The organism is Amycolatopsis sp. NPDC059027 (assembly GCF_042739735.1).
GTDB lineage: Bacteria > Actinomycetota > Actinomycetes > Mycobacteriales > Pseudonocardiaceae > Amycolatopsis.
This window is the reverse complement of the sequence record NZ_JBHYIK010000085.1, coordinates 1-25393: the sequence shown is the minus strand read 5'-3', so window position 1 is coordinate 25393 and position 25393 is coordinate 1. Positions and strand designations below refer to the sequence as shown.

General features: G+C 70.0%; 29 protein-coding genes. 12 read left to right on the top strand and 17 right to left on the bottom strand.

Going from position 1 to position 25393, the window contains the following annotated elements:
* Nucleotides 1–2: 2 nt before the first annotated feature.
* The 4 genes from truB to ACFWY9_RS38715 form a co-directional block, all read right to left on the bottom strand.
* Nucleotides 3–914, bottom strand: a complete 912-nt coding sequence (truB, locus tag ACFWY9_RS38730) for a tRNA pseudouridine(55) synthase TruB (protein ID WP_378324204.1) — start codon at nucleotides 912–914, stop codon at nucleotides 3–5.
* Between the two features lie 48 nt (nucleotides 915–962).
* Entirely contained in the window at nucleotides 963–2297 is a 1335-nt protein-coding gene (locus tag ACFWY9_RS38725) for an MFS transporter (RefSeq protein ID WP_378324202.1), read from the bottom strand.
* A gap of 393 nt (nucleotides 2298–2690) precedes the next feature.
* Entirely contained in the window at nucleotides 2691–4037 is a 1347-nt protein-coding gene (locus tag ACFWY9_RS38720; protein WP_378324200.1) for an MATE family efflux transporter, read from the bottom strand.
* Between the two features lie 334 nt (nucleotides 4038–4371).
* The gene (locus ACFWY9_RS38715) at nucleotides 4372–5385 is read right to left on the bottom strand and encodes a bifunctional oligoribonuclease/PAP phosphatase NrnA (protein ID WP_378341231.1); all 1014 of its coding nucleotides are present in this window, start codon (nucleotides 5383–5385) and stop codon (nucleotides 4372–4374) included.
* A gap of 25 nt (nucleotides 5386–5410) precedes the next feature.
* Between ACFWY9_RS38715 and ACFWY9_RS38710 the strand changes: the two genes are divergently transcribed.
* The 6 genes from ACFWY9_RS38710 (at nucleotide 5411) to ACFWY9_RS38685 (ending at nucleotide 11013) form a co-directional block, all read left to right on the top strand.
* Complete coding sequence (locus tag ACFWY9_RS38710) at nucleotides 5411–6454, top strand: TRM11 family SAM-dependent methyltransferase (RefSeq protein ID WP_378341230.1); 1044 nt, start codon at nucleotides 5411–5413, stop codon at nucleotides 6452–6454.
* A 97-nt stretch (nucleotides 6455–6551) separates the two neighbouring features.
* A complete protein-coding gene (locus ACFWY9_RS38705) occupies nucleotides 6552–7775 on the top strand; it encodes an MFS transporter (protein ID WP_378341229.1) in 1224 nt (407 codons plus the stop codon).
* A gap of 99 nt (nucleotides 7776–7874) precedes the next feature.
* Nucleotides 7875–8393, top strand: coding sequence for a GNAT family N-acetyltransferase (locus tag ACFWY9_RS38700; protein WP_378341228.1), 519 nt, complete (start codon nucleotides 7875–7877; stop codon nucleotides 8391–8393).
* Nucleotides 8390–9274 carry an amino acid ABC transporter permease gene (locus tag ACFWY9_RS38695; RefSeq protein WP_378341227.1) on the top strand — a complete coding sequence of 295 codons (885 nt, stop codon included), beginning with the start codon at nucleotides 8390–8392 and terminating at the stop codon, nucleotides 9272–9274. Before ACFWY9_RS38700 ends, ACFWY9_RS38695 begins: the two co-directional genes overlap by 4 nt.
* Nucleotides 9271–10032 (top strand): amino acid ABC transporter ATP-binding protein, encoded by a 762-nt coding sequence (locus ACFWY9_RS38690; RefSeq protein WP_378324191.1) that lies wholly within the window; start codon nucleotides 9271–9273, stop codon nucleotides 10030–10032. The genes ACFWY9_RS38695 and ACFWY9_RS38690 overlap by 4 nt, the downstream gene beginning before the upstream one ends.
* Before the next feature lie 24 nt (nucleotides 10033–10056).
* Nucleotides 10057–11013 (top strand): ABC transporter substrate-binding protein, encoded by a 957-nt coding sequence (locus ACFWY9_RS38685; RefSeq protein ID WP_378341226.1) that lies wholly within the window; start codon nucleotides 10057–10059, stop codon nucleotides 11011–11013.
* A gap of 6 nt (nucleotides 11014–11019) precedes the next feature.
* On the opposite strand, the gene sigJ is transcribed toward ACFWY9_RS38685, so the two are convergent.
* Complete coding sequence (gene sigJ, locus ACFWY9_RS38680) at nucleotides 11020–11922, bottom strand: RNA polymerase sigma factor SigJ (protein WP_378341225.1); 903 nt, start codon at nucleotides 11920–11922, stop codon at nucleotides 11020–11022.
* 129 nt (nucleotides 11923–12051) lie between these two features.
* On the opposite strand from sigJ, the gene ACFWY9_RS38675 reads away from it, so the two are divergent.
* Nucleotides 12052–12525, top strand: a complete 474-nt coding sequence (locus ACFWY9_RS38675) for a carboxymuconolactone decarboxylase family protein (RefSeq protein WP_378324187.1) — start codon at nucleotides 12052–12054, stop codon at nucleotides 12523–12525.
* A 6-nt stretch (nucleotides 12526–12531) separates the two neighbouring features.
* On the opposite strand, the gene ACFWY9_RS38670 is transcribed toward ACFWY9_RS38675, so the two are convergent.
* Nucleotides 12532–13248, bottom strand: a complete 717-nt coding sequence (locus ACFWY9_RS38670; protein WP_378341224.1) for an SDR family NAD(P)-dependent oxidoreductase — start codon at nucleotides 13246–13248, stop codon at nucleotides 12532–12534.
* A gap of 91 nt (nucleotides 13249–13339) precedes the next feature.
* On the opposite strand from ACFWY9_RS38670, the gene ACFWY9_RS38665 reads away from it, so the two are divergent.
* On the top strand, nucleotides 13340–13906 hold the full coding sequence (locus ACFWY9_RS38665; RefSeq protein ID WP_378341223.1) for a TetR/AcrR family transcriptional regulator: 567 nt from the start codon (nucleotides 13340–13342) through the stop codon (nucleotides 13904–13906).
* Between the two features lie 289 nt (nucleotides 13907–14195).
* On the opposite strand, the gene ACFWY9_RS38660 is transcribed toward ACFWY9_RS38665, so the two are convergent.
* The 6 genes from ACFWY9_RS38660 to ACFWY9_RS38635 all read right to left on the bottom strand — a co-directional run bounded on the left by ACFWY9_RS38660 (nucleotide 14196) and on the right by ACFWY9_RS38635 (nucleotide 19457).
* On the bottom strand, nucleotides 14196–15065 hold the full coding sequence (locus tag ACFWY9_RS38660; RefSeq protein ID WP_378324183.1) for an alpha/beta hydrolase: 870 nt from the start codon (nucleotides 15063–15065) through the stop codon (nucleotides 14196–14198).
* Entirely contained in the window at nucleotides 15031–15507 is a 477-nt protein-coding gene (gene rbfA, locus ACFWY9_RS38655; RefSeq protein ID WP_345408693.1) for a 30S ribosome-binding factor RbfA, read from the bottom strand. Before rbfA ends, ACFWY9_RS38660 begins: the two co-directional genes overlap by 35 nt.
* 28 nt (nucleotides 15508–15535) lie before the next feature.
* Nucleotides 15536–15829: a DUF503 domain-containing protein gene (locus ACFWY9_RS38650; RefSeq protein ID WP_378324181.1), complete on the bottom strand. Its 294-nt coding sequence runs from the start codon at nucleotides 15827–15829 to the stop codon at nucleotides 15536–15538.
* Between the two features lie 146 nt (nucleotides 15830–15975).
* Nucleotides 15976–17007 carry a sigma-70 family RNA polymerase sigma factor gene (locus ACFWY9_RS38645; RefSeq protein ID WP_378331290.1) on the bottom strand — a complete coding sequence of 344 codons (1032 nt, stop codon included), beginning with the start codon at nucleotides 17005–17007 and terminating at the stop codon, nucleotides 15976–15978.
* Nucleotides 17008–17535: 528 nt separating this feature from the next.
* The gene (gene dtd, locus ACFWY9_RS38640; protein ID WP_378341222.1) at nucleotides 17536–17961 is read right to left on the bottom strand and encodes a D-aminoacyl-tRNA deacylase; all 426 of its coding nucleotides are present in this window, start codon (nucleotides 17959–17961) and stop codon (nucleotides 17536–17538) included.
* Nucleotides 17958–19457 carry a methyltransferase gene (locus ACFWY9_RS38635; protein ID WP_378341221.1) on the bottom strand — a complete coding sequence of 500 codons (1500 nt, stop codon included), beginning with the start codon at nucleotides 19455–19457 and terminating at the stop codon, nucleotides 17958–17960. Before ACFWY9_RS38635 ends, dtd begins: the two co-directional genes overlap by 4 nt.
* 27 nt (nucleotides 19458–19484) lie before the next feature.
* Here ACFWY9_RS38635 and ACFWY9_RS38630 point away from each other — a divergent pair, with 27 nt between their 5' ends.
* Together ACFWY9_RS38630 and ACFWY9_RS38625 are read left to right on the top strand one after the other, a co-directional pair.
* Nucleotides 19485–20750 carry an amidohydrolase gene (locus ACFWY9_RS38630; RefSeq protein WP_378331293.1) on the top strand — a complete coding sequence of 422 codons (1266 nt, stop codon included), beginning with the start codon at nucleotides 19485–19487 and terminating at the stop codon, nucleotides 20748–20750.
* A gap of 17 nt (nucleotides 20751–20767) precedes the next feature.
* Entirely contained in the window at nucleotides 20768–21103 is a 336-nt protein-coding gene (locus tag ACFWY9_RS38625; protein ID WP_378331294.1) for a DUF3099 domain-containing protein, read from the top strand.
* 7 nt (nucleotides 21104–21110) lie between these two features.
* On the opposite strand, the gene ACFWY9_RS38620 is transcribed toward ACFWY9_RS38625, so the two are convergent.
* Genes ACFWY9_RS38620 through ACFWY9_RS38610 form a run of 3 tightly spaced genes read right to left on the bottom strand, consistent with a single transcriptional unit; the run spans nucleotide 21111 to nucleotide 23009 of the window.
* Entirely contained in the window at nucleotides 21111–21986 is an 876-nt protein-coding gene (locus ACFWY9_RS38620) for a carbohydrate kinase family protein (protein WP_378341220.1), read from the bottom strand.
* The gene (locus ACFWY9_RS38615; RefSeq protein ID WP_378331296.1) at nucleotides 21964–22155 is read right to left on the bottom strand and encodes a DUF397 domain-containing protein; all 192 of its coding nucleotides are present in this window, start codon (nucleotides 22153–22155) and stop codon (nucleotides 21964–21966) included. The genes ACFWY9_RS38620 and ACFWY9_RS38615 overlap by 23 nt, the downstream gene beginning before the upstream one ends.
* An 8-nt stretch (nucleotides 22156–22163) precedes the next feature.
* Entirely contained in the window at nucleotides 22164–23009 is an 846-nt protein-coding gene (locus ACFWY9_RS38610) for a Scr1 family TA system antitoxin-like transcriptional regulator (protein ID WP_378341219.1), read from the bottom strand.
* A gap of 145 nt (nucleotides 23010–23154) precedes the next feature.
* Here ACFWY9_RS38610 and ACFWY9_RS38605 point away from each other — a divergent pair, with 145 nt between their 5' ends.
* Nucleotides 23155–23397 (top strand): hypothetical protein, encoded by a 243-nt coding sequence (locus tag ACFWY9_RS38605; RefSeq protein WP_378331298.1) that lies wholly within the window; start codon nucleotides 23155–23157, stop codon nucleotides 23395–23397.
* Here the strand turns inward: ACFWY9_RS38605 and ACFWY9_RS38600 are convergent.
* A complete protein-coding gene (locus tag ACFWY9_RS38600) occupies nucleotides 23390–24295 on the bottom strand; it encodes a pseudouridine-5'-phosphate glycosidase (RefSeq protein ID WP_378341218.1) in 906 nt (301 codons plus the stop codon). The two genes, ACFWY9_RS38605 and ACFWY9_RS38600, sit on opposite strands and share 8 nt — an antisense overlap.
* Nucleotides 24292–24924, bottom strand: coding sequence for a hypothetical protein (locus ACFWY9_RS38595; RefSeq protein WP_378341217.1), 633 nt, complete (start codon nucleotides 24922–24924; stop codon nucleotides 24292–24294). Before ACFWY9_RS38595 ends, ACFWY9_RS38600 begins: the two co-directional genes overlap by 4 nt.
* 48 nt (nucleotides 24925–24972) lie before the next feature.
* On the opposite strand from ACFWY9_RS38595, the gene ACFWY9_RS38590 reads away from it, so the two are divergent.
* On the top strand, nucleotides 24973–25221 hold the full coding sequence (locus tag ACFWY9_RS38590; protein WP_378331301.1) for a DUF3039 domain-containing protein: 249 nt from the start codon (nucleotides 24973–24975) through the stop codon (nucleotides 25219–25221).
* Nucleotides 25222–25393: the final 172 nt, after the last annotated feature.

The window sequence follows — 25393 nt, the reverse complement described above, 5'->3', positions numbered from 1 at the left end:
CCCTATGCGGGCAGCAGCACGACCACCGAACGGGCCACGCCCTCCTCGTCGGCGGCCAGCGCGAGCACCCGGCCGTCCGGGGCGAAGAGGCCGTAAGTGCCCTTGATCCCGGCGGCCGGGATGCGCTGCCCGTGCCGGATCGCGCGGGCGGTGGCGGCGTCGAGATCGCGGCGCGGGAAGGCCGCGGCGACGGCGGCGTCGAGATCGAGCGAGAGTTCGGGCTTGTCCTCCAGTTGATCGAGCGTCCGTGCTTTGGCCAGGGTGAACGGGCCGACCGTGGTGCGCCGCAGTGCCTGGAGGTGGCCGCCGGCGCCGAGCCCGGCGCCGAGGTCGCGGGCGAGCGCGCGGACGTAGGTGCCGGACGAGCATTCGACGACCGCGTCCAGTTCGATCCGGTCCTCTTCGCGGCGGGTGGCCAGGAGGTCGAAGCGGTAGACGGACACCGGACGCGGCGGCAGCACGACCTCCTCGCCCGCGCGGACCCTGGCGTAGGCGCGTTTGCCGTCGATCTTGACCGCGGAGACCGCGCTCGGGACCTGCTGGATGTCGCCGGTGAGCTTCGCGATCCCGGCGGCGATGTCCTCGTCGGTGATCTTCGCGAGGGCGGCGGGGTCGGCGTCGGCGAGGATCTCGCCCTCGGCGTCGTCGGTGGTGGTGGACCGGCCCAGCGAGAGCGTCGCGAGGTAGGTCTTGCGGTCCAGCGCGAGGTGGCCCAGCAGTTTGGTGGCCCGTTCGATGCCGAGGACGAGGACGCCGGTGGCCATCGGGTCGAGCGTGCCCGCGTGGCCGACCTTGCGAGTGCCCATGATGCGGCGGGCGCGGGCGACGACGTCGTGCGAGGTCATCCCGGCGGGCTTGTCGACGATGAGCAGACCGGGCGGCGGGGCGGGGCGGGACTGTTTGGGGCGTGACACGGGGCGAACCCTATCGAGCGGGGTTTCGCCGTCCGGAGGCGCCGGTGATCAACTTGCGGCCGCCACAGGGGTTTCGGCCGGTTCGGCGTCCCAGCGGCGCCTGCGGATGCGGACCGGCACGGTCTCGCCGCGGGCTTCGGCGGCGAACAGGTGCGCGCGGGTGCGGCGCCACCACACCAGCATGCGCGAGGTGCCGAGCATCAGGAACGCGACGACCGCCAGCAGCGCGACGCGGAAGTTCCCGCCGGTCCACTGCAGCAGGACGCCGATGGACAGCGCCGCGAGCGTGGTGGCGACGAAACCGCCGACGTTGACGACACCGGTCGCGGTGCCGACGCGTTCGAGCGGGTTGTAGTCACGGGCGAGGGCGAAGCCGATCATCGACGCCGGACCACCGAGCGCGAGGAAGGCGAACGCGGGCACCAGCACGGCCGTCGGGAGCGGGCCGCCCCAGCCGAGCAGCACCGCCCACACCAGCGTGGCGCCGCCGAGGTATCCGCCCACGAGCGGCATCCGCAGCGACGGGTGCCGCCCGATGATCCCGCCGACCAGCGGACCGCCGATCATCGAGCCGAAGACGAACACCGTCAGCAGCGCGCTCGCCGAGGACTTCGGCATGCCCTGTCCCTGGACCAGGAAGGGCATGCCCCACAACAACGTCAGTACGTTCGGCGCGAACATGGTGGTGAAGTGCACCCAGAAGCCGAGCCGCGTCCCCGGCACCTTCCACGCGCGGATCACCTGACGGCCCAATGCCTTGGGGTGCACCCGTTCGCGGACGGGTTCGGGCTCGCCGTGCGGAACGTCGCGCACCCGCAGGACGACCACCGCGGCGTAGGCGACGGTGACGAGCCCGACGGTGAGGAACGTCGGCACCCAGCCGGGTCCTTCGAGCAGGAGTGTCAGCGGGACGGTGGCGGCGAGGTTCCCGACGTAGCCGACCGCGCCGGTGAGCGAGGTCAGGACGGCGTACTGGCGACCGGGGAAGTGCGCCGCGACCAGCCGCAGCACGCTGACGAAGGTGAGCGCGTCGCCGAATCCGAGGATCCCGCGGGCCACGAGGCCGAGCGCGTAGGACTGGGCGATGCCGAGCAGGACCTGGCCGAGGCCGAGGAAGAGCAGGGCGGCGATGAGGATCCGGCGCGGGCCGTAGCGGTCGACGAGCACGCCGGTGGGGATCTGCATCGCCGCGTAGACGCCGACCTGGAGGACGGTGAAAGTGCCCAGCGCGGCCGCGCCGACGCCGAAGCGTTCGGCGGCCTGCAGCCCGGCCACGCCGAAGGAGGTGCGGTGGAAGACCGCGAGCAGGTAGACGGTGACGGCGGCCACCCAGATGAACCAGGCCCGGCTCGTGGCGGTGACTCGGCCGGTGGCGGGCGACACGGGTTCCTCCCAGGGTTCGGTACGGACAGGGCGTCCCCGTTGCCGCCGTATCAGTTGTATCGCCTAAGCAACGCCGAAACCTAGCCGTTACCCGGGTGTCTTTGCCCACACAGTGCGGTCAGTTGCGCTCTCCACAACGACTTCTCCGTCCAATCACGCGACTTCTCCGTCCAATCACGCGAGTCCGCCGTTCAGGCACGCGAGTTCGCTCTCTCGCCACACCTGCCCGGTGGGTGCCGGGGCGGGGATTCGCGGGTGGCGGGGCTCGACACGTCGCGAACGCGTCGTTGGCGACGCTCACCGCCCCGGCGCGTCGTTCACGACGTGGGCTGACCCCGCAACGCGTCTCACGTCAGTGCGGAACTCGGACACTCGCGACAGGACCAGGACGGGTCAGGCGGGGCGGGTGGCGCCGGTGACGGCCCAGTGGCCGGAGCGCCAGCGGTACAGCAGCGACACGAGCCGCAGCACCATGAACGCGGACAGGCCCGCCCAGATCCCGGTCAGCCCCCAGCCGAAGGCGAGCGACGCCCACACCATCGGGAGGAACCCGAGCGCCGCGCTGAGCAGCGTCGCGGTGCGCAGGAAGGCCGCGTCGCCGGCACCGAGCAGGACCCCGTCGAGGGCGAACACCACTCCGGCGATCGGTTGCAGCGCCACGAAGAACCACCACGCGTGCGGGATCTCGCCGAGCACACCCGGGTCCGTCGTGAAGGCGTGCGGCAGCAGGCCGGACAGCCCCGCGAACACCACGCCGAGCACGCAGCCGAACACCAGCCCGTACCCGGTGATCTGCCCGGCGACACCCCGGGCCTGACGCGCCACGCCCGCCCCGAGCGCGGCCCCGATCAGCGACTGCGCGGCGATGGCCAGCGAGTCGAGCACGAGGGAGAGGAACGTCCAGAGCTGGAGCACGACCTGGTGCGCGCCCACCGCCTCCGCCGACGTCCGCGCCGCGACGGCGGCCGCGGAGACGAAGCACGCCTGAAACGCGAGGCTGCGCAGCACGAGGTCCCGGCCGAGGCCCAGCTGGGCCCGCATGACCCCGAACTCCGGACGCAGCGAGACCCGCTCCCGCACCAGCGCGGCGACGAACAGCCCGGCCGAGATCACCTGCGCGACGACGTTCGCGATCGCGGAACCCTCGAGCCCCCACCCCGCGACGTACACCAGCACGGGGCACAGCACCGCCGAGATCCCGTTGCCCGCCAAGACGTAGCGCAGCGGTCTCGTCGCGTCCTGGACCCCACGCATCCAGCCGTTGCCCGCCATCGTGATGAGGATCAGCGGGGCGCCGAACAGGGCGATGCGCAGCCAGGACACCGCCGCGGCGGCGATCTCGTCGTTGCCGGTGAGCACTCGCGCCACCGGCCCGGCCAGCACTTGACCGGCGACCAGCAGGACCAGCCCGACGAGCACGGCGAGCCAGGTGGCCTGCACACCCTCGCGGACGGCGTCCGCGCGCCTGCCCGCGCCGTGCAGCCGCGCGGTGCGGGACGTCGTGCCGTACGACAGGAACGTGAGCTGCGTGGACACCTGCGCGAGGACGACCCCGGCGACGGCGAGCCCGGCCAGCGGCAGCGCGCCGAGGTGGCCGACGACCGCGGTGTCGACCAGTACGTACAGCGGCTCGGCGGCGAGCACCCCCAACGCGGGCACGGCGAGGCCCAGTACCCGCTTGGCGGGGATCCGCTCGGTTTCGGCCCCGGCCTCGGTGTCCAGTTCGGAATCGTTCGGCACGCGCCGAGCGTAACGACCACCCCCGACAATTCCGCCCTGCGGGAAGCGGGAACTTCCCAGGCCGGATTCCGACGCGCGCACCGAGGGACGCCCCGGGTGCACTGACCGCACCGAGGGACGCCCCCGTCGCACTCAACGCACCAAGGGCGTCCCTCGGCGACCGCGCCACGCGCTTTCCGTCACCCCTACCCCGTAGGCTGTCTATTCGGGGGCGCTCAGAGCGTCCTGAATCTTCCGTTCATTCCTTCGGCGTTCCGTGAATGCCACATTGACGGACTCTGAGTCCCTCAATGTGGCATTCACGGACCGTCCGTCCACAGTGGAGCGGAACGGCTCAGCGCAGCAGTGGCGCGCGGGAGAGAGCGGCGCGGAGGCCGTCGATGACCTCCTCGGCCGCGCCTTCCACCGTGCAGCCCGCGGCCATCCGATGTCCGCCGCCGCCGAACTCCGCGGCCGCCGCGGAGACGTCCATGCCGCCGGTCGAGCGCAGCGAAACCTGCCAGCGGGAGCCGTGGTCCAGCGGCGCGGCCTCCTTGAGCACCGCGGCGACCCCGGCCTCGCTGGTGGCCCGCACGACGTCGATCACGGACTCGACCTCCTCGGGCCGCACGGTCTTCGCGGCGTCGAGACGCACCACGGCGTGCACGAACCCGAGCCCTTGCGCGGCTTCAGGTTCGAGCCGCGCGCCGGCAAGCACCGAGGACAGCATCGGCAGCCACGCGAACGGGTGATCGTCGACGATGCGCCGCGCCACCTGCTCGGGATTCACCCCGGCTTCGAGCAGCCGCGCGGCCATCCGGTGCGTGTCCGGGCGGGCACGGCGGAAGCCGCTCGTGTCGGTGACCAGCCCGGCGTACAGGGCGCGAGCGGTCGGCTCGTCGAGTTCGAGGCCCATCTCGCAGAGGATCCGGAAGACGAGCACCGCGGTGGCTTCGGCCGTGTCGTCGACGACGTGCCGGGTGCCGTAGTAGGCGTTCGTCGCGTGGTGGTCGATCACCAGCACGTCGCCGCCGATCTGCCGGGTGGTCGCCACCCGCGAGGCAAGCGAACCGAGCCGCCCCAGCGTCGGCGTGTCCAGCGCCACCAGCAGCCGTTCGGACACGGGCAGCTCGGCGGGTGGGGTGAGCAGGCCGTCGACGTCCAGCCAGCGAAGGGTTTCCGGTGGCTCGGCCGGTTCTGCGAACGAGACGCGGACGCTCGCGCCGCGCTGGTGCAGTACGCGGCCGAGGGCCAGTGCGCTGCCGAGCGCGTCGGCGTCCGGGCGGACGTGCCCGAGCAGGGTCACGTCGGTGGCGGTGGCCAGCAGCGCGGCCGCTTCCTGGATGTCCTGCGCCAAAGTAGCTGTCACAGTGCGTCACGCTACGCTCTGCGGGATGTCCGAGTACGTGATTCTGGTCCACCCGTCGGCCAACCGGGTCTACGCCGCCTCCTCCCCCGCGCTGCTGCGCGCCGAGCTGGCGGTCTTCGGCGACGCGCTGAGCGTCGAGCTGTCCGGGATCGAGGAGGTCGAGCTCGGCGGCGTCGGCTATGTGCGCTTCGCCACCTCGACCGCGTTGGGCGAGCGGGACCTGGCCCTGCTGTCGAACCTGTCCTCGCTCTACGCGCTGTTCGAGCTCGGCGACGGCGTGCTGCGCCCGGTCACCGTGCGCCCGCTCGCGACGACGGACTCGGATCTGCTGACGATCCAGAAGTACGCGGGCAAGACGAACGAGCAGTTCACGAAACTGCTGCTCAACGCCACGCTGCTGGCCACCGCGAAGCCGACGTCGTGGCTCGGCAAGCCGGTGCGCCTGCTCGACCCGCTGTGCGGGCGCGGCACGACGCTGAACCAGGCGATGATGTACGGCTTCGACGCGACCGGGCTCGACGTCGACGGCAAGGACTTCGAGGCCTACGAGCAGTTCATCAAGACGTGGCTGCGTACCAAGCGGGTCAAGCACAGCGCCGAATCGGGCCTGCTGCGGCGCAACAAAACACGGCTGGGACGCAGGCTCGACATCGAGTACGCGTTCAGCAAGGAGCAGTACAAGGCGGGCGAGACGCGACAGCTGACGTACTACAACGCCGACACGCTCACCACCGACGAACTGGTGAAGCCCGGCTCGGTCGACGTGATCGTCACCGACGCGCCGTACGGCGTCCAGCACGGTAGCCATCGCACGCAGGACGCGTCGCTCGCACGCAGCCCGCGTGATCTGCTCGCCGCCGCGATTCCCGTGTGGACTCGCGTGCTGCGGCCCGGCGGGGCGATCGGGATTTCCTGGAACACCACGGTTCTCCCGCGCGAGGACCTGGTCGCGGTGCTCGGCCGGGCCGGGCTGGACGTCCGCGAGGGCGGGCCGTACGACGAGTTCTCGCACCGGGTGGACCAGGCGATCGTGCGCGACCTCGTGGTCGCCGCGAAGCCGGTGTCCTAAGAGGACACTGGCGGGAAACCGACGTCACCCTCGCGCGCCACCGAGGTGTCGCGAATTCGCCAGACCGGGCACTCCCGCCGGTGCTGGACTTGCCGCCATGTCCGTACGCACAACGCCTTCCGCCGTCGTCGAAACCCGCGCACCGCTGACCGGCCGACTCGCCGTGGTCGCGGTGACGCTCGGGATCTTTTCGATCGTCACCACCGAAATCCTGCCGATCGGCCTGCTGACCCCGATCGGTTCCACCTTCGGCCTCTCCGACGGCACCGCGGGGTTGATGATGACCACGCCCGGCATTCTCGCCGCGATCGCCGCCCCCGCCGTCACCGTCGCGACCGCGCGGCTCGACCGGCGGTTCATGCTCGGCGTGCTGATGCTGGTGCTGACGATCGCCGACTTCCTGGCCGCCGTCGCGCCGAACTATCCGGTGCTGATGGTGTCCCGGGTGCTGGTCGGGATCGTGATCGGTGCCTTCTGGTCGATCGCGGCGGGCCTCGCCGAACGCCTCGTGCCCCGGGCGCGGGTGGCGCGGACGACCGCGGTGATCTTCTCGGCCGTACCGCTGGGGTCGGTGATCGGCGTCCCCGCGGGCACGTTCATCGGCGCGCAGTGGGGCTGGCGGGCCGCGTTCGCCGTCATGGGCGCGCTGACGCTCGGGGTGCTCGCCGCACTGGCGGTGTTCGTCCCGGCCCTTCCTTCCGAGCGGGCGACGCGGCTCGACGTGCTCGGCGGCATGCTGCGCAGCCGCGCGGTCCGCTGGGCGCTGCTGGTGACCGTCCTGATCGTGCTCGCCCACTTCGGCACCTACACCTACGTGACGCCGCTGCTCGAACAGGTCACGCACGCCGGTCCGGCACTGATCACCGTGCTGTTGTTCGGCTACGGGCTCGCCGGGATCACCGGCAACTTCGTCGCGGGCGCCGCGGTGGCCCGGCATCCCAAGGCCACGTTCGCGGTCAGTGCGGTGATGATCGCCTGCGCGACGACGGCTCTCCCGTTCGCCGGTGGCTCGGTGTTCGGCGCGGCGGCGTTGCTCGTCGTCTGGGGACTCGCGTACGGCGCGGTGCCGGTGTGTTCGCAGACGTGGTTCGCCCACGCCGCGCCGCGGAGCCCGGAGGCGGCGTCGGTACTGTTCACCTCCTCGTTCCAGGCGACGTTCTCGCTCGGCGCGCTCGCCGGCGGGATGGTCGTGGACGCGAGTTCGGTGCGTACGGTGATGATCACTGGTGGCGCGGCCGCGTTCGCGATGGCCGCTTGCGTGCCGTTGTCCAGCGAGCGAAGGCGTGCTTCCACGATCTGGAACCAGGGCGGCGAGCGTTGACCCCGGTCCACGCGGGTTCCTAAGGTCGAAACCGTCGGCGAGAAAGCGTTGTCCCGCCGTGGTTTTCCTGATGCCTCCCCATTCCAGACAGGTGCCGTCATGCCCATTTCCGGTCCCCCGCCCGAATCGGTGTGGGTACGGCAGACCGATCCGCGGGTCAAGCCGTTGCTCGCCGATCTCGCCCGTGAGTACTCGAGCCGCTATCACCGGGTGCTCGCGGACGTCCACCACGAGCTGCGGGAATACCCCGTCGAGCGGTTTTCCCCGCCCGACGGCGGTTTGCTGTTGCTGGTGCGGGCCGGGCACGCGGTCGCGGGCGGCGCGTTCCAGCGCTACGACCCCGAAACCGCCGAACTCAAACGAATCTGGACACACCGGGCGCACCGGCGGTCCGGGCTGGCCCGGCGCGTCGTGGCGGAACTGGAGGCCGAGGCGGAACGCCGGGGCTATCGGCGGGTGTACCTGACCACCGGCCCGAACCAGCCGGAAGCCAGGGAACTCTATCTCGCGTCGGGCTACACCGCGCATTTCGACGTTTCCGCGCCACCAAGGGAAAAACCGTTGCCGTTCAGCAGAATCCTGCCGTCGGCGATCCCGGCGAGAGCGGTCGGGGCATGACCAGCGACGTCGGCGCGCGGCCCGCCGACCTCGCCCGCCCGGAGCCCGCGCCGGAGGCGTCGCTGAAGATCGTCCCCGCCCGGCACCCGTGGACGTGGGTGGCCGCGGTCGTCGTGGCCGTCCTGGTGGCGATGGCCGGGCACGCCCTCGTCACCAACAAGGCGTGGGACTGGCCGACCTTCGCCTCCTACGTCTTCCAGAAATCCGTGCTCTCGGCTGTTCTGCTCACGTTGGAACTCACGTTCTTCGGTGTGGTCACGGGATTCCTGTTGGGCACCGTGCTGGCGCTCATGCGCGTCTCCGGCAACCCGCTGCTGCGCGCGGTCAGCTGGGCCTACACCTGGGTCTTCCGCTCGGTACCGCTGATCCTGCAGCTGCTGTTCTGGTACAACCTGGCGATCCTCTACAACAAGCTTTCCTTCGGTGTCCCTTTTGGACCATCATTCGTCTCGTTCGACACGATGAGCCTGATCCCGCCGTTCCTCGCCGCCGGATTGGGCCTCGCGCTGCACCAGGCCGCGTACGCCGGGGAGATCGTGCGCGCCGGGTTCCTCGCCGTGGACGCGGGACAGCGCGAAGCCGCGGCAGCACTGGGAATCCCGTCGGGGCGCCAGTTCCGCCGGATCGTTCTGCCCCAGGCGATGCGCTCGATCGTGCCGACCGCGGCGAACGAGATCATCGGCATGGTCAAGGGCACTTCGGTGGTATACGTGATGGCGCTGCCCGAGCTGTTCTACCAGGTCCAGGTCATCTACACCCGCAACGGCCGGGTGATCCCGCTGCTGCTCGTCGCGACCGCGTGGTATCTCGCGCTCACCACCGTGCTTTCGGTCGTGCAGTACTACGTGGAGCGCTACTACGCCCGGGGTACGCGACGATGAAACACATGGTGGACGTGCGTGGTGTGCACAAGAGCTACGGTACACACGAAGTCCTGACCGGCATCGACCTCCAGATCCGCCCCGGCGAGGTGACTGTCCTTCTTGGACCGTCCGGCTCCGGGAAGTCCACGCTGCTGCGGCTGATCAACCATCTCGAACGTGCCGACCGCGGGTTCATCAGCGTCGGCGGCGAACTGATGGGCTACCGGCGCGCGGGCGACCGGCTGTACGAGCTGAAGGAACGCGAAATCCTCAAGCAGCGCACGCGGATCGGGTTCGTGTTCCAGAACTTCAACCTGTTCGGGCATCTCACCGCGCTGGAGAACGTCGTCGAGGCCCCGATTTCCGCACAACGACGGCCCCGTGCGGAGGCTGAGGCGCTCGCACGGGAACTGCTCGCCAGGGTCGGGCTCGCCGGCAAGACGGACGAATACCCGCGGCGGCTGTCCGGCGGCCAGCAGCAGCGGGTCGCGATCGCCCGCGCGCTGGCGCTGCGACCGGACGTGCTGCTGTTCGACGAACCGACCTCCGCGCTCGACCCGGAACTCGTCGGCGAGGTGCTTGCCGTGATCAAGGACCTCGCCGGCACGGGGACCACGATGGTCGTCGTCACCCACGAACTCGGTTTCGCCCGCGAGGTCGCCGACACCGTCGTCTTCCTCGACGGCGGCCGGATCCTCGAACAGGGCCCGCCCGCGGTGGTACTCGACCAGCCGAGCCACGACCGCACCCGCGCCTTCGTCGACAAAGTCCTTTGAGGACACTTCACCGAGGAGTTCCGCGTGAGAAGCACCTTCCTGCGTCCCGTCCTGTTCGCGACGTTGCTGGGCCTGAGCCTGACGGCCTGCGACGCCGGTGACGCGACACCTCAGACCGCGTCGCAGCCCGCCGCGAACGGGATCAACATCACCGCGCAGCAGAACCGGGTCCGCGCGCGGAAGGTGGACGAGATCGCGAACCTCGTGCCCGCCGGCATCCGCGCGCGGGGCACGTTCGTGGTCGGCACGACCGGCAACGGCACACCGCCGCTGTCCTTCCGTGCCGACGACGACAAGACGATCATCGGTGTCGAGCCCGACATCGCCCAGCTCGTCGCCGACGTCCTCGGGCTGAAGCTCGATCTGCAGCCGACGTCGTGGGAGAACCTGTTCCTCTCGGTGGAGAACGGCCAGTACACCGCCGGATTCTCCAACGTCACGGTGACCGAGGAACGCAAGGACAAGTACGACTTCGCGACGTACCGGCGGGACACGCTCGCCTTCGAAGCCCGGTCCGACAAGGACCTGACCGTGCGTGAGCCGAAGGACATCGCCGGGCTCACCGTCGGCGTCAGCTCGGGGACGAACCAGGAGCAGATCCTGCTGCGCTGGGACGAGCAGAACAGGGCCGCCGGGCTGAAACCCGTGAAGTTCCAGTACTACCAGACCACTTCGGACTACTACCTGGCGCTGAAGTCCGGCCGGATCGACGTCTACGTCGGGCCGAACCCGACGGCCACCTACCACGTCGCGGTGGACAAGCAGGCCAAGATCGTCGGCACCGTCTCCGGCGGTGGGCAGATCCCCGCGGACATCGCGGCGATGACGAAGAAGGGCAACGGACTGGCCGACGCGTTGCAGAAGGCCCTGCAGCACGAGATCGCCAACGGCCAGTACGCGGAGGTCCTCAACCGCTGGAACCTCACGAACGAGACGGTGGCGGCGTCGGAGGTGAACCCGAAAGGCTTGCCGCGCAAGTGAAAGGACTCACCACGGCCGGAGCTTCTCCGGGTTCCGGACCGCCCAGAAATGCGTGATCCGGCCGTCCGCGATGCCGAGCGCGATCACCGCCGAGGTGACGCCGTCCTGCTGGATCACCAGGCCGGGCTGGCCGTTGACCGTGCGTTCCAGGATCGTCCGCCCGGGGAACACGCCGCTGATCGTGACCAGATAACGCGCGAGCTGCTCGGCGCCCACGATCGGGTGAGGCGCGGCGTTGACCAGGCCGCCGCCGTCGGCGATACCGGTGGCGTCGGGGTCGAGCAGACCGATGAGCGCCGGGATGTCCTTGGCCTCCCATGCCTTCTTGAACTCCCTGACGATGTCGGCGCGCGAAGCCACCGATGCAGCGGGAGCCTGGGACGCACTGATGCGGCGACGGGCCGAGGAGGCCAGCTGACGGCACGCCGCCGGAGACCGGCCGACGATCTCGGCCACTTCGGCGAACGGGTACCGGAAGACGTCGTGCAGGACGAACGCCACGCGCTCGGCCGGGGTCATCGATTCGAGCACGACCAGGAACGCCATGGTGACCGACTCGTCGAGGGTGACCCGGTCGGCCGGGTCGGCGCGCCCCTCGCTCCACTCCCGATGATCGGGCAGCGGCTCCGGGATCCACTCGCCCACATAGCTTTCGCGCCGCGCGCGTGCCGAGCCGAGCACGTCCAGACAGATGCGCCCGGCGACCTTCATCAGCCAGGCACCGGGCGAGGCGATGGCCTCCTGCTGCTGCCGGGACAGGGCATACCAGCGGGTGTAGGCCTCCTGCACGACGTCCTCGGCGTCGGCCAGCGAGCCGAGGAGCCGGTACGCGAGATTGATCAGCTGCCGCCGCTCGCTCATGATCGCGCTCAGGCTCGGATCGAGCCGGGGGTCACCTGGTGTCTTCATGAGTCCGCTCCTTGGCCGCGTGCTGCCGTCACCAGTACGACGAGACAGCCCGCCGGAATGTGACCCTCACATCCTGGCGGGCTGTCTCGTCGGTGGGACGTAACGGCGGAACACGAAAGGAAGAACACCATGGACGCCCGACTCGACTTCCACGGTAATCCGGTCGCGGCCAAGTTCCTCAAGCACGTCGTCTCGGCGAGCAGGGCACTAGCGGACTCGGCACTGCCCCGCGCGACGGAGGAACTGGTGGCGCTGCGCGCGAGCCAGATCAACGGCTGCGCGGTCTGCGTCGACATACACACCAAGGAGGCGACGCGCGCCGGGGAGACCCCGACACGCCTGAACCTGGTCGCGACCTGGCGGGAGGCCACGGTGTTCACCGAGGCCGAACGCGCCGCCCTGGAGCTGGCGGAGCAGGGCACCCGCATCGCCGACGCGGCAGGCGGAGTCACCGGCGACGCGTGGGCGCACGCCGCCAAGCACTACGACGAGGATCAGCTGGCCGCACTGGTGGCGACCATCTCCCTCATCAACGCGTTCAACCGCGTGAACGTCATCACGCAGCAGCCCGCGGGCAACTACCAGCCCGGCCAGTTCGGCTGATCCGCGTCACGCAACCAGCTCCCCGACAGTGATCTCGGCACGCTCGCGCCGGGTGTACAGCTCCCAGTACCGTTCGGCCAGTTCCTCCGGCTCCACGCGTTCCGGGTCGAAACCGTGGCGTGCCTCCACGCTGCGGTCGAACAACACCTGCGCGTCACTGCCCTGGACGAGTTTGCCGATGGTCAGCGCACCGGCGTAGACGCCTTCGGGAGCGAGCACGGTGTGCAGGTTGTGAATGTAGTTGCGCAGGCCCGCCTGCCCCGAGCCCGGAGCGGCGAGGGGCGGTGCGGGCGTCTTCGCGGACAGTCCGAGGCCGTAGAGCAGCGCGCCGTCACCCTTTTCCCGCAGGCCCGGCAAGATCAGCCGGGTCAGCGACATCGGCGCGAGCACCGTGCCACGCAGCACGTCCCGCATCGCCTCGACGTCCAGGTCGAGGATCGGCCGAATGGCTTCGTAGGGCAGAAAACCGTTGATCACCGCGACGTCGATGCCCCCGAACCGCTCGGTGACGGCGTCCACGACCCGGGTATGCGTGTCCAGATCGCCGAGGTCGGCGGTGAAGGCCTCGGCCTCGATCCCCTCCCCCGCCAGTTCCTTCGCGAACGCCGCCACCCGCTCGCCGCTGCGCGCGACCAGCGCGACACGGAACCCTTCACGACCGAACCGGCGTGCCGTCGCGAACCCCGCACCCGGCCCCGCCCCGAAAATCGCCACTGTCTTCACGATGCCTCCCGGCCACAGAACTTGAGGATCCCCTCAAGTTCTCACTGTAGCCAAAGTTGAGGCTGCTTTCAACTTAGCTATACTCGACCCTGTGAGCACTGATCAGCGCCCGTTGCGCCGGGACGCCCGGCGCAACCGGGAAGCGCTGGTCACCGCCGCCCGCGAAACCTTTGGCACCAAGGGGCTCGACGCTCCACTGGAAGAGATCGCCCGCCGCGCCGGCGTGGCGATCGGCACGCTGTACAACCGCTTTCCCACCCGTGACGACCTCGTCGAGGCCGCCTTCCTGCCCGCGCTGCGGACGTCCCTCACGCACACCGAGGAGGCACTGGCCGCCGACGATCCCTGGAACGGTTTCGTGCTCTTCCTGGAACGTTCCGTCGCGATGCAGGTCGCCGACCGGGGTTTCACCGAGGTGTGCGTCCGCACCTTCGGGACCGAGTCCGAACTCGGCGCGACCAAGCTCGCGATCGGGGAACGGATGGGCCGGATCATCGCCCGCGCCCAGGAATCCGGCGCCCTGCGCGCCGATTTCCGGCTCGAAGACCTCGGCACGGTGTTCGCGGCGACGACCGGGTCACCGCGGTGGCGGCGTAGCCTCGGCCTGCTGCTCGACGGGTTCCGCGCCGAGGCGGCCCATCCGCTCCCCGAGGACTGATGCTTCGTTGGGCGCTGCGCGGGTGTCCTGAACGACGCGCAGGGGACGCTGATCGTCCCCAACGACGCGTTCGCGACATGCCCGCGTTCTGGCCGCGCACTGCCAGGAACACCGAAAGCCGTGAGAGTCCTTCATAGCACTCAACACACTGAAGAATCCCTTGGGCAGCACCAGAGTCCATAAAGGACAGCAATGCGAGACATGAGTTTCCGCGACGAAACGCGAGAACCCCGCTACCTGCAGGGCTTGTGCGAAGATTTTTCCTTCGGCGATGGAAATTTTCGCCGGCTCAGGACAGGCGCTCTCCGACGAAGCGCAGCGCGTCGGGCAGGACCTCGCGCCAGTAGTCGTCGGTGTGCGCGCCGGCCGAGATCTTCCCGCCCGCCGGCTGAACGGCCTTGATGAGCTTGCGGTCCGCGGTCACGAACGGATCCCCGGTTCCGCACCACACCCCGGTGCGGGAGCCGACCAGGCCCTCGGTGTGCAGCAGCGGCTCGTTGTCCTCCCACTGCCGCTGGTCGGCGAACACCTTGCGCGAGCGGGCATCGGGCCAGCTGAGGAACAACGCGGCGCTGCACACGGCGACCGCGCTCAGTTCGCGATGGTCACGGGCGTAACGCAACGCGCCGAAGCCGCCCATCGAAATCCCCAGCGCCCCGGCGATCGGGCGCAACCCGCGCTGGGCGATCCAGCCCGGCATCTCCTCGGTCAGCATCCGCTGCGGATCGTCGCCGGAACCGAGGTCCACCCAGTAGTTGTCCCCGTCCACCGCGGCGATCGCGAACGGCTTCGTTCCACTGTGGACGATCTGCTTCAACGCCTCGGGCAGTCCCAGCTCGAGGAACGTACGCGCGCTCGCGCCCCGGCCGTGCAGCGCGAGGCACACCGGCAGCCCGGTCGTCGGCGTGCCTTCCGGGGCGATGAGCACGAGGTCGACGTCTCTGCCGCGGGCTTTGGACCGCACGCGCTCCACCGTCACCGGGCTGCTCAGCGGCGTCGGGCCCACCGGCGCCGACGACGCGGGCGGGCCCACCACCGGCGTGGTGTCCGGCGAACAGCCCGAGGCGAGCAGTGCCGCGGCACCGCCGAACAGCAGGCCGCGGCGGGAGAGCCCGGAAACCCGGTCAGGCTCGGTGCTCTCCTTCGGCGAACTCGTCATCGTCGACCTCTTCCCGAGGCGCCTTGTACGGGTCGACGTCCCCGGCGTGCCGCGCCCCCGTCGCCCGCCGAGCCACCTCCGCGTCCGCCTCGCGAGCCTTCTCCAAGAGGTCCTCGATGCGCTTCGCGTCCTCGGGAATGCTATCGGCCACGAAGGTCAGCGTGGGCGTATACCGGACACCGGTGCCCTGCCCCACCTTCGACCGCAGCACCCCGCGGGCGGACTCCAGTGCCGCCGCGGCGCCGGCGAGGTCCGGCTTCGCGTCGATGGTTTCGCCCAGCACCGTGTAGTACACCGTGGCGTCGTGCAAATCGGCGGTGATCTTCGTGTCGGTGATGGTCACCGAGTTCAGCCGCGGGTCCTTGACGTCGTGTTCGATCGCGGACGCCACGATCTGCGAGATCCGCTTGGCGAGCTTGCGCGCCCGAGCCGGATCGGCCATGTCTTTCTCCTTGCAGGAAACTTCTGTGCTAATCGTCCGGTCCGAGCAGCCTGCGGTGCGCGGAGAGCAGTTCGAACTCCGGCCTGCCCGCGACGTAACGCTCGCACGAGTCGAGCACGTCACGCACGTGCGTGCCCTCCGCGGCGACCACGGCCACTCCGATCAGGGTCCTGCGGTGCAGGTCGAGATGACCGGCCTCGGCCACCGAAACCGAGAACCGCTTGCGCACCTCGGCGAGCACCGGACGGACCACGGATCGCTTCTGCTTCAGCGAATGGACGTCGCCGAGCAGGATGTCGAGCTCCAAACTGCCTACGAACATGTCTCCTCGAAGGCCGAACGCGACCACGGCGGGGGTCCAGGGGGCTTGCCCCCTGGCGGGGGTTTGGGGGTTCGACCCCCAAAAGACACCCAGCTGAGGCATGGGGCGAGCGCGTTCCGCGAGCACAGCTCGCCCCGACAACCGCCTCAGCTGGCGTATGCGCGCAGCCGGTCGGCCCGCTCGCCCTGGCGCAGCTTGGACATGACCTCGCGCTCGATCTGGCGGACGCGCTCGCGGGAGAGCCCGAAGTGCTTGCCGATCTGGTCGAGGGTGCGGGGCTGGCCGTCGTCGAGGCCGTAGCGCAGGCGGATGACGTGTTGTTCGCGGTCGTCCAGCGTGGCCAGGACCCGGCGCAGGTCGTCCTGCAGGAGCCCGGAGATGACCGCGCTCTCGGCGTCGGTGGCCTCGGAGTCCTCGATGAAGTCCCCGAGCGGCGCGTCCTCCTCGGTGCCGACCGGCATGTCCAGGCTCACCGGGTCACGCGAGTGGTCGAGCAGGTCGGAAATCTTGTGCGCGGGGATGCCGGACTCGGCGGCCAGCTCCTCGTGCGTGGCGTCCCGGCCGAGCTGCTGGTGCAGGTCGCGCTTGATGCGGGCCAGCTTGTTCACCTGTTCCACCAGGTGGACGGGCAGCCGGATGGTGCGCCCCTGGTCGGCCATGCCGCGGGTGATGGCCTGGCGGATCCACCACGTGGCGTAGGTCGAGAACTTGAACCCCTTGGAGTAGTCGAACTTCTCCACCGCGCGGATCAGACCCAGGTTCCCCTCCTGGATCAGGTCGAGCAGCGGCATCCCCCGGCCGGTGTAGCGCTTGGCGAGCGAGACCACCAGGCGGAGGTTGGCCTCCAGCAGGTGGTTCTTGGCCCGGTGGCCGTCCCGCACCAGCGCGGACAGCTCCTTGCGCCGCTTGGCGGACAGGTCTTCACCGGTTTCCAGCATGTGCTGGGCGAACACACCGGCTTCGATGCGCTTCGCGAGCTCGACCTCGTCGGCCGCGGACAGCAGGGCGGTCTTGCCGATGCCGTTGAGGTACACGCGGACGAGGTCGGCGGCGGGACTCTGCGCGTCGAGATCGGCGTCGGTGAGCGCCCCCACGCTCGCCGGCTCGTCGATCTGCTGGGTGGGAATCCCGCGCTCGCGAATCCCGCGCGCTTCGCGTTCGAGAGTCTGGACTGACATTCTGCCTCCCCGGTCACGGGCTGAACGTGCTGCGGTGTGTCACGCCGGTCTGCACCCTGCGCATCGAGCCCTGTGGAAACCCGATCCGCGGGCCCAGCCGGCTTGGGCTGGACACTTGGGTCAACGCTCCGGGTTTCCAAAACGTTCCCGGCTCGCTGAAAAGGGGACGGCCGTACTGGGCCGCCGGTTGCTCCACCAAAGCTGAGCTTTTCCTGAGAAGGGGAAACCAAGGGGAAACCTGGGGAAAGCTGAGAATCCTGAGAAAAATGAACCGTTCCGTGCCCGCTCCCGTACGTGGGCTGAAGGGGACTTTCAGTGCGCGGGACGCGCTGAAGGGCGCTTTCGTTGCGCTGGACGCGCTGAAGGGCACCTTCAGCCCATTCCCCGCGTGCCCGATCGGACCCGGTTCCGTGGCGTTTCGTCCCTGTCCGAACGATGCGCCGGGAACGATGTGTCCTCGATCGGACGTCCGGCGCAGGGTGACCGGGGTCTCGTCACGAAAACGGACAAGGGAGGAACCGGTGTGGTCTAAACCTCAACCAGAACCGTGAACGGACCGTCATTGACGCTCTCCACGGCCATCATCGCGCCGAAAACCCCGGTCGCCACCGTCGCGCCGCGCCCGCGCAACTCGGCGACGACGGCGTCCACGAGCGGCTCCGCGACCTCCGGGCGGGCCGCCTTCGTCCAGGACGGCCGGCGCCCTTTCTTCGTGTCCCCGTAGAGCGTGAACTGACTCACCACGAGCAGGGGAGCGCCCGCGGTGGCACAGGACTGTTCGTCCCGCAGGATGCGCAGCTCGTGCAGTTTCCGCGCCATCACCGCCGCCTTCGCGACGTCGTCGTCGACGTGAATTCCCAGCAATACCAGCAAACCCGGCTCGTCGATGGCGCCCGTCACGGTGCCGTCGACGGTCACGCTCGCCCGGCTCACGCGGGCCGCGACGGCCCTCACGAGTCCGCCGGGACGAGCATTCCGTGCCGGACGAGTTCCCGGACGACGGGCAGCGCCGCCGCGGCCAGTTCGTCCGATTCGAGGCCTTGCGCGGCCGCGAGAAGCTCGATCAGGTCCTCCAGCGGCAACGCGCCCCGACACCCCGCGAGGAGCCGCGTGGCGAGTTCGTCGACCTCGTGCTGCCAGCCGGGTCCGTCCGTCCGATGGAGACGCCGGATCGTCGTCTCCCAGCCCTCCTCGCCGGGCTCGCCGACCGACTCCAGCAACACCGTCGACGGCACCCGGAATCGGACATGCAGCAGCGAATCGCCGTTGTGGCGCAACCACTCCACGCGGTCGAGCCAGCGCCCGGCCTCTTCGCCGAGCGGATCGTCGTAGGCCTGTCGCAGGTCCTCGCACACCACGGTCGGTGTGACACCGCTCGCGCGTCGCAGTGTGACAAAACCGAACCCGATGCCCCGGACGTCGTTCGCGGCGAACCAGTCCAGCCACGCCGCGGATTTCGCCCGGCCCTCGGGCGAGCGCGGGTCGATCCCGGCGTCGCGCAGCCACGTGCCGACGTAGAGACCCGGATCGGCGACGTCCCGCTGGACGAACCACGCGTCGGTCTCCGCGGGCAGCCACCGCGCGACCCGGTCGCCCCAGTCCTCGCCGCCCACGTGCAGCCACGACGCGAGCAACTGGCCGACGCCGCCCTCGTTCAGGAACGCGGGCAGCTGACGCACCACGAGCGCGCTCGCGTCGTCCCCGGCGAGCCCGGAGTCGCGGTAGGTGTAGTCGACGCGGGCGGGCCCGACCACGAACGGCGGATTGCACACGACCTGGTCGAACCGCCGCCGCGCGACCGGCGCGAACCACTCGCCCCTGGCCAGCTCGACGTCGAGCTCGTTGAGCCGGAACGTCGCGCCGGCGAGCGCGAGCGCCCGCGCCGAGACGTCCGTCGCGGTGACCCGCTGTGCGTGCCGGGTCGCGTGCAGTGCCTGGACGCCGTTGCCGGTGCCGAGGTCGAGCAGACTGCCCACCGGACGGCGGCTCGTCGCCCGGATCAGGCTCAGCGACGCGTGCCCTACGCCTAGCACGTGGTCTTCGGGCACGGCGTGGCCGAGCGCGTCGGAGTCGAGGTCCGACACCACCCACCACGAGCCGTCGTCGTCGCCGTGCGGCCGGATGTCGAGCGCCGCGCGGAATCCGTCACCCGCGCCGCGCAGGACACCGGCGGCGACCGCGTCCTCGACGGGCAGCGGCGCGAAGGCCGCCTTGACCGCGTTCTCCGGCTCGGTGCCGGCCAGCAGGAACAACCGGATCAGCGTGCCGAGCTCACCGCCGTCGAGGCTCGCGCGGTACGCCAGTTCCGGCTCGCCCCGCCCGAGCGCGGCGTGCGCGGCGCCGCCGAGGACGGCCACGACACCGTCCGCGTCGTAGCCGGTGCGCAGGAACGCCTCACGCAGCCGCGCGCAGACGTCGTCGGACAGATCGGGGACGGTAAAGGTGCTCACGGTCGGTAAGCCTGCCACGATGGCCCGGTGAGCATTGAACGTGTCCTGGCCCCGCTCGAGGCGGCCCTGCCGGATCTCGAAGCGCTGTACGTCGACCTCCACCAGCACCCCGAGCTGTCCTTCGCCGAAACCCGCACCGCCGGGATCCTCGCCGCGCGGCTCGAACGCGACGGTTACGAAGTGCACACGGGCATCGGCGGGACCGGGGTGCTCGGCATCCTGCGCAACGGCGAGGGCCCGACGGTCATGCTGCGCGCCGACATCGACGCGCTGCCGGTCGAGGAGAAGACCGGCCTGTCCTACGCGAGTACCGCCCGCGGCACCGACGCGCAGGGCACGGACGTCCCGGTGATGCACGCCTGCGGCCACGACATGCACGCGACCTGGCTCTCCGGGGCCGCCGCGCTGCTCGCCGCGTCCCGCGACACCTGGTCGGGCACGGTGCTCGCCGTCTTCCAGCCGGGGGAGGAGCAGGGCAGCGGCGCGGCGCGGATGGTCGACGACGGCCTGTTCGACCGCGCCCCGAAGCCGGACTTCGTGTTCGGCCAGCACGTCACGCCGGGGCCCGCGGGCTGGGTGCTCACCCGGCCGGGCGTGATCATGGCCGCCACCGACTCGCTGCGCATCACGCTGCACGGCCGGGGCGGGCACGGTTCACGCCCGGAGACGACCGTGGACCCGGTGGTGCTGGCGGCGTCGGTCGTGCTGAAACTCCAGACGATCGTGTCCCGCGAGATCGCCGCCACCGACTCGGCGGTGGTCACCGTCGGCTCCCTGCACGCGGGCACCGCGTCGAACGTCATCGCAGACGACGCCGTGCTGGAGGTCAACATCCGCTCGTTCGACTCCGACGTCCGAGACCGCGTGGTCGCCGCGGTGCACCGCATCGTGCGAGGGGAGGCCGAGACCGCGGGCGCGCCGAAACCGCCCGAGATCGAGACGATCGCGAGCTTCCCGGTGACCCGCAACGACGAGACCGCCGCGGACGACCTGGCCGGGGTGTTCCGCGAGCACTTCGGCGCCGAGCGCGCGATGGAGGCGCCGCTGGTCACCGGCAGCGAGGACTTCGGCCACTTCGGCACCGCGATCGGCGCGCCCTCGGTGTTCTGGCTGGTCGGCGGCATGGACGCGCAGACCGTCATCGGCGCGATGACCGAGGGCCGGTTCGAACGGGACATCCCGTCCAACCACTCGCCGAAGTTCGCGCCCGTGCTGCACCCGACGCTGCGGACCGGCGTCGAGACGCTCGTGGTCGCGGCTCTGCACCGTTTGTCCCACCCCTCTGTCGGGTAGCACTGACGAGTGAGACGATGGGACACGGAGGTGGTGCTGTGAACGCGCCCGCCCACGGTCCCGACCCGGTGCTCATCACCGCGGCGGCTCCGTCGTACGACGACCAGCTGGCGGCACGCAAGCGGAAGTACGTCATCATGATGGGCTGCCGCATCCCGTGCCTCATTCTGGCCGGGCTCACCTACCACACCTGGTGGCTGGCGCTGATCTTCCTGGTCATCTCGGTACCGCTGCCGTGGGTCGCGGTGCTCATCGCCAACGACCGCCCGCCCCGCAAGTCCGAAAAGGTCAACCGCTACCAGCGGGAGGCCACGGCGATCGAGAGCAAGGACCACCGGGTCATCGACGGCTGAGCCGCTTTCACGGCTGGGCGCCGGTGCGGGTGACCGCGCGGGCTCCCAGCAGTACCCCGCCGCGCAGAACGTCCACTGTGGACGCACCGGCCAGCCACGCGTGCAGCACTCCCGCGTCGAACGCGTCCCCGGCGCCGGTGGAGTTCACACAGTCCGCGCGCTCGGCGGGGATGCTCGTGACGCCGTCCGCGTCGATCCAGCTCGCGCCGTCGGGACCGGCGGTGACCGCGACGGCACCCACCGCGCCCAGGAGTGTTTTCGCGCTCGCGGGCTCGGGTGAACCGGTGAGCGCGACGAGTTCGTCGGTGTTGGGCAGCAACAGATCCACGCCGCTGATGTCTTCGAGGAAGGCTTCGGTGAGGTGCGCCGCCGCCTGCGGATCGACCGACGTCGTGAGCCCGGACTCTTTCGCGTGGGCCAGCGCGGCGAGCCCCGCCGGGCGTGAGGACTCTTCGAGCAGCACGTACCCGGACAGGTGCAGATGCGCGGCGCCTTCGGGAATCCGGACGTCTTCGGGACGCAGGCGCGCGTTCGCGCCGCGATCGGCGAGCATGCTGCGCTGGCCGTCGTCGTCGACCAGGACGACGACACAGCAGGTCGGCGCGTCCTGGTCGATCGTGAACACGCAGCGGACCCCGGCTTTGGTCAGCTCGGAGTGGACCAGCCTGCCACCCGCGTCATCTCCGACGCGGGTGACCAGCGTGGTTTCGGTGCCCAGCGAACGCAGCCACAGCGCGGTGTTCGCGCCCGCGCCGCCGCCGGTGAACCGCACTCGCGCACGGGTGTCGCCGCCGGGTATGAGGGGACCGTGGTGGCGGGCCGTGACGTCGAGCGCGGCGTCGCCGACTACGACGACGCCGTTACGAGTTCTTGGCGGCGGCAAGGAAGGCGGTGAAGGCCTCGGCGCTGAAGGTCAGCGCGCCCGCGTCCCGGTTCTTGGTATCCCGAACCGCCGCCCAGGTGGCGGATTGCGCTACCTCCACGCAGTTCTGTGCTCCACCACTACGTGTCGATTTGCGCCAGTGCGCGCCGGTGAGATCCGGGGCATTCATGTGGCCTCCTACGTCAACTCCTTGATACGTCGGCTAATCCTCTCGGTTGTCCGCTGCTGGCTCAAGGTGCTGCCACGAAGATTTTCAAAGGCTAGGTTGTAGACGCGCGTGTGTTCCCTGCCCAGGTAGTCGGACGCGGTGAGCCCTTCGACGTACACGACGCCGGGTCGGCCTTCGATTAGAGTGATGATCGAAAACACGACTCCGTGCGAGGCATGTGCTCCGCCATCGAACGGGATTATCTGCACGCACACATGCGGCAACTTGGCCAGCTCCCTGATCTGCTCAAGCTGGGCACGTAGGACGGCTCGTCCGCCAATCTCGCGGTACAACGCCTCCTCACCGACAATCAGCCACAATCGGGGCGCGCCGGGTGTCTTCATGCGCTCCATGCGGTGGACGCGGTCCTCGGCCATGCGATCGACGTCCGCGGGCGAGGTGGTCACCGATCGTTCCAACATGGCGCGGGCGTAGTCAGCGGTCTGGACGATACCAGGGAAGCAACTACCGTTGAAGATCTTCAGTTCCGTGGCGGCGCGTTCCAGGTTGACGTATTTGACCGAATGCTCGGGAACGCGGGCGGGTGGGAGTTTGCGACGGGAGTCGGTCGCCAGATTCCGGAGCTTTGCCGTGCGGCTCTTGGGGATTCCGTAGATGCGGGCGGCCTTGTCCAGATCCTTGTCGCTGACCTTCATGTCCCCCTGCTCGACCTTGGAGAGCTTGCCGGTGTACCAGCCGAGTGCCTTGCTGGCCTCGGCGTTGGAGAGTCCGGCTGCCTCGCGGGCGTCGCGCAGGTCGGCGCCGAGCAGGATCCGCTGCACGACGGGGCCGGGATCGGGATCGGAGTGGGTCATGGCGGGCAGTCTGCCCCCGTCCTGGGCGATTGTGGCGGATATTCGCCCGTACGGGTGCAAACTCGGTCCGACGCAGTCCGCACTTGCATTTCAAGTGGTAGCTTTCTGCCTCGTCAGTGTCCCACATCACACGTCAGGAGTTCCGATGAGTACCCAGGTTTCCGAGTTCACCGCCACCGGACCGCAGCGTGAGTGGCTGGTCCGGTGCCAGGACGGTGAGCGGAGTACGGCCGTCTGCACGGTCGAGGCGAACAACGGGACGCTCGGCATCAGCGGCCCCCACGGCGAATATTTCTCCCTGGAGAACCGTCAGATCGCCGTGTTCCAGCAGGCGCTGTCCGCCGCGATCACCCAGGTCGCCGACGACGTCCGGCACCCCGTCAGCTGAGTGCGACCGCGACCTCGGTAGCCAGCTTCGCGTTCGACAGGACCAGGGCCTCGTTCGCGTCGAGGCTCACCCCGCCGCTCGCGCTGTGGAAGTGCTCCAGTAGCGCCGGGGTGACATCCGCGCCGTGGATGTCGTTGTCGCGCAACAGTTCCAGGCCCTCGGCGAGCAGCCGGTCGTGCAGCTCCTTGTCCATTTCGGACGCTTCGGGGATCGGATTCGTTAGCAGGATCCCGGAATCCGCGTACATGCGATGCGCGGCGATGACCGCGGCGGCCTGCTTCGCGTCGTCGACGCGGTGGGCGACGGGATGGCCGGAGGAACGCAGGTAGAACGCGGGGAAGTCGCCGGTCCGGTAGCCGAGCACGGGCACCGAGTTCGTCTCCAGCACCTCCAGCGTCGCGGCGATGTCGAGCACGGACTTGACGCCGGAGCACACCACGACGGTCCGGATCCGCGCCAGCACGCCGAGGTCGGCCGAGACGTCCCAGCTGGTCGAAGCGCCGAGGTGGACGCCGCCGAGGCCGCCGGTGGCGAACACGCCGATGCCCGCCGCCGCGGCCAGCGCCGAGGTGCTCGCGACCGTCGTCGCGCCGGACCGGCCGAGCCCGGCGGCCGGTCCGAGGTCGCGCAGCGAAAGCTTGTCCAGCCCGGCGTTCGCGGCGCACACCCGCTCCAGCTCGGCGCCCGACAGCCCGATCACCGGCCGCCCGTCGAGCACCGCGATCGTGGCCGGGACGGCGCCGCCGTCGCGAACGGTCTGTTCGAGCCGCCTCGCGACGTCGAGGTTGCGGCCCGGCGGAAGGCCGTGGGACAGCAGCGTGCTTTCCAGCGCCACGACAGGACGGCCTTCGCGCAGCGCGGTGGCGACCTCGTCGCGGGGGAAGAGAGTGGGTGTCACGGCTCGACATTCTGGCGATCAAGGCCGGGGGAGCGCCAGTGGCTCAGCTCCGCCGCGATGTTCCGGCGCGCTGCCGCCTCCCAGCGTTCCCGCGCGGATTCGCCGCGATACAGCCGGGGTTTCGCGAGCATCCGCTCCAGAACCACGATGCGCCCCGGCGTCCAGACCTCGTCGGGGTACTTCGCGTATTCCTCCCGGACGTTGCGCGCGTACGCGGCGTACGCCTCCGGTGCGGCGCCGAGGATCGCGAGGTCGGCGTCGAGCAGGGCCGTGGCGAGGAGGTCGTCGGCGGGCGCGTCGTGGCTGATGGTTGTCAGGATCAGCTCCTCGACGCGGGCGATGTCCTCCTCGGCGAGTCCGGCGCGGGTGAGCCAGCGGCGGGCCCACGCCGCGCTGGCGCGCTCGTCGTCGCCGGGAGTGGCGTCGTAGACGACGTCGTGTGCCCAAGCCGCCAGCGTGACGCGAGGGTCGGCGGTGAACTCCGCCGCGTAACGGGCGACAGACTCCGCGTGACGGAGGTCGTGATAGCGCCGGTGCGGCTGGCCGTAGTGGCGCTCCAGCTCGGTCCAGGCTTCGGCGGCGATCCGGCCGTCGCCGCCGAGCAGGGTGAGGGCACTGTGCCAGCGCATCGGGTTCTCCTTGCTCGTCAGCGGGCCGGGGGCAAGTATCCTGCAGGGGTGAGCACTGAGACGTTGACGAAGCCGGATACCCGGCCCGAGGGCACCGATTCGACGGACGACGACGCCCCGAAGATGTTCCACTACGTGCGCAAGAACAAGATCGCCGAGAGCGCGGTCATGGGCACGCACGTGGTGGCGCTGTGCGGCGAGGTCTTCCCGGTGACGAAGTCGCCCAAGCCCGGGTCGCCCGTGTGCCCGGCCTGCAAGGAGATCTACCAGGGTCTCCGCCCCGGCGGCGACGAATAAGCCCCTCGCACCTCCACCGGCGGGTCTCTCTCCCGCCGGTCCCAGTCCTGCGCTGCTCCCCTTCGTGACGTGCCGTTAAGGCCACCTTACGGGCGGACAACGCCCCGAATGTGGGCGTTAAATCCACGCACCGGGCCCCCGGGTCCCTGGCCCCGGGTGCGCCGGGGCCAGC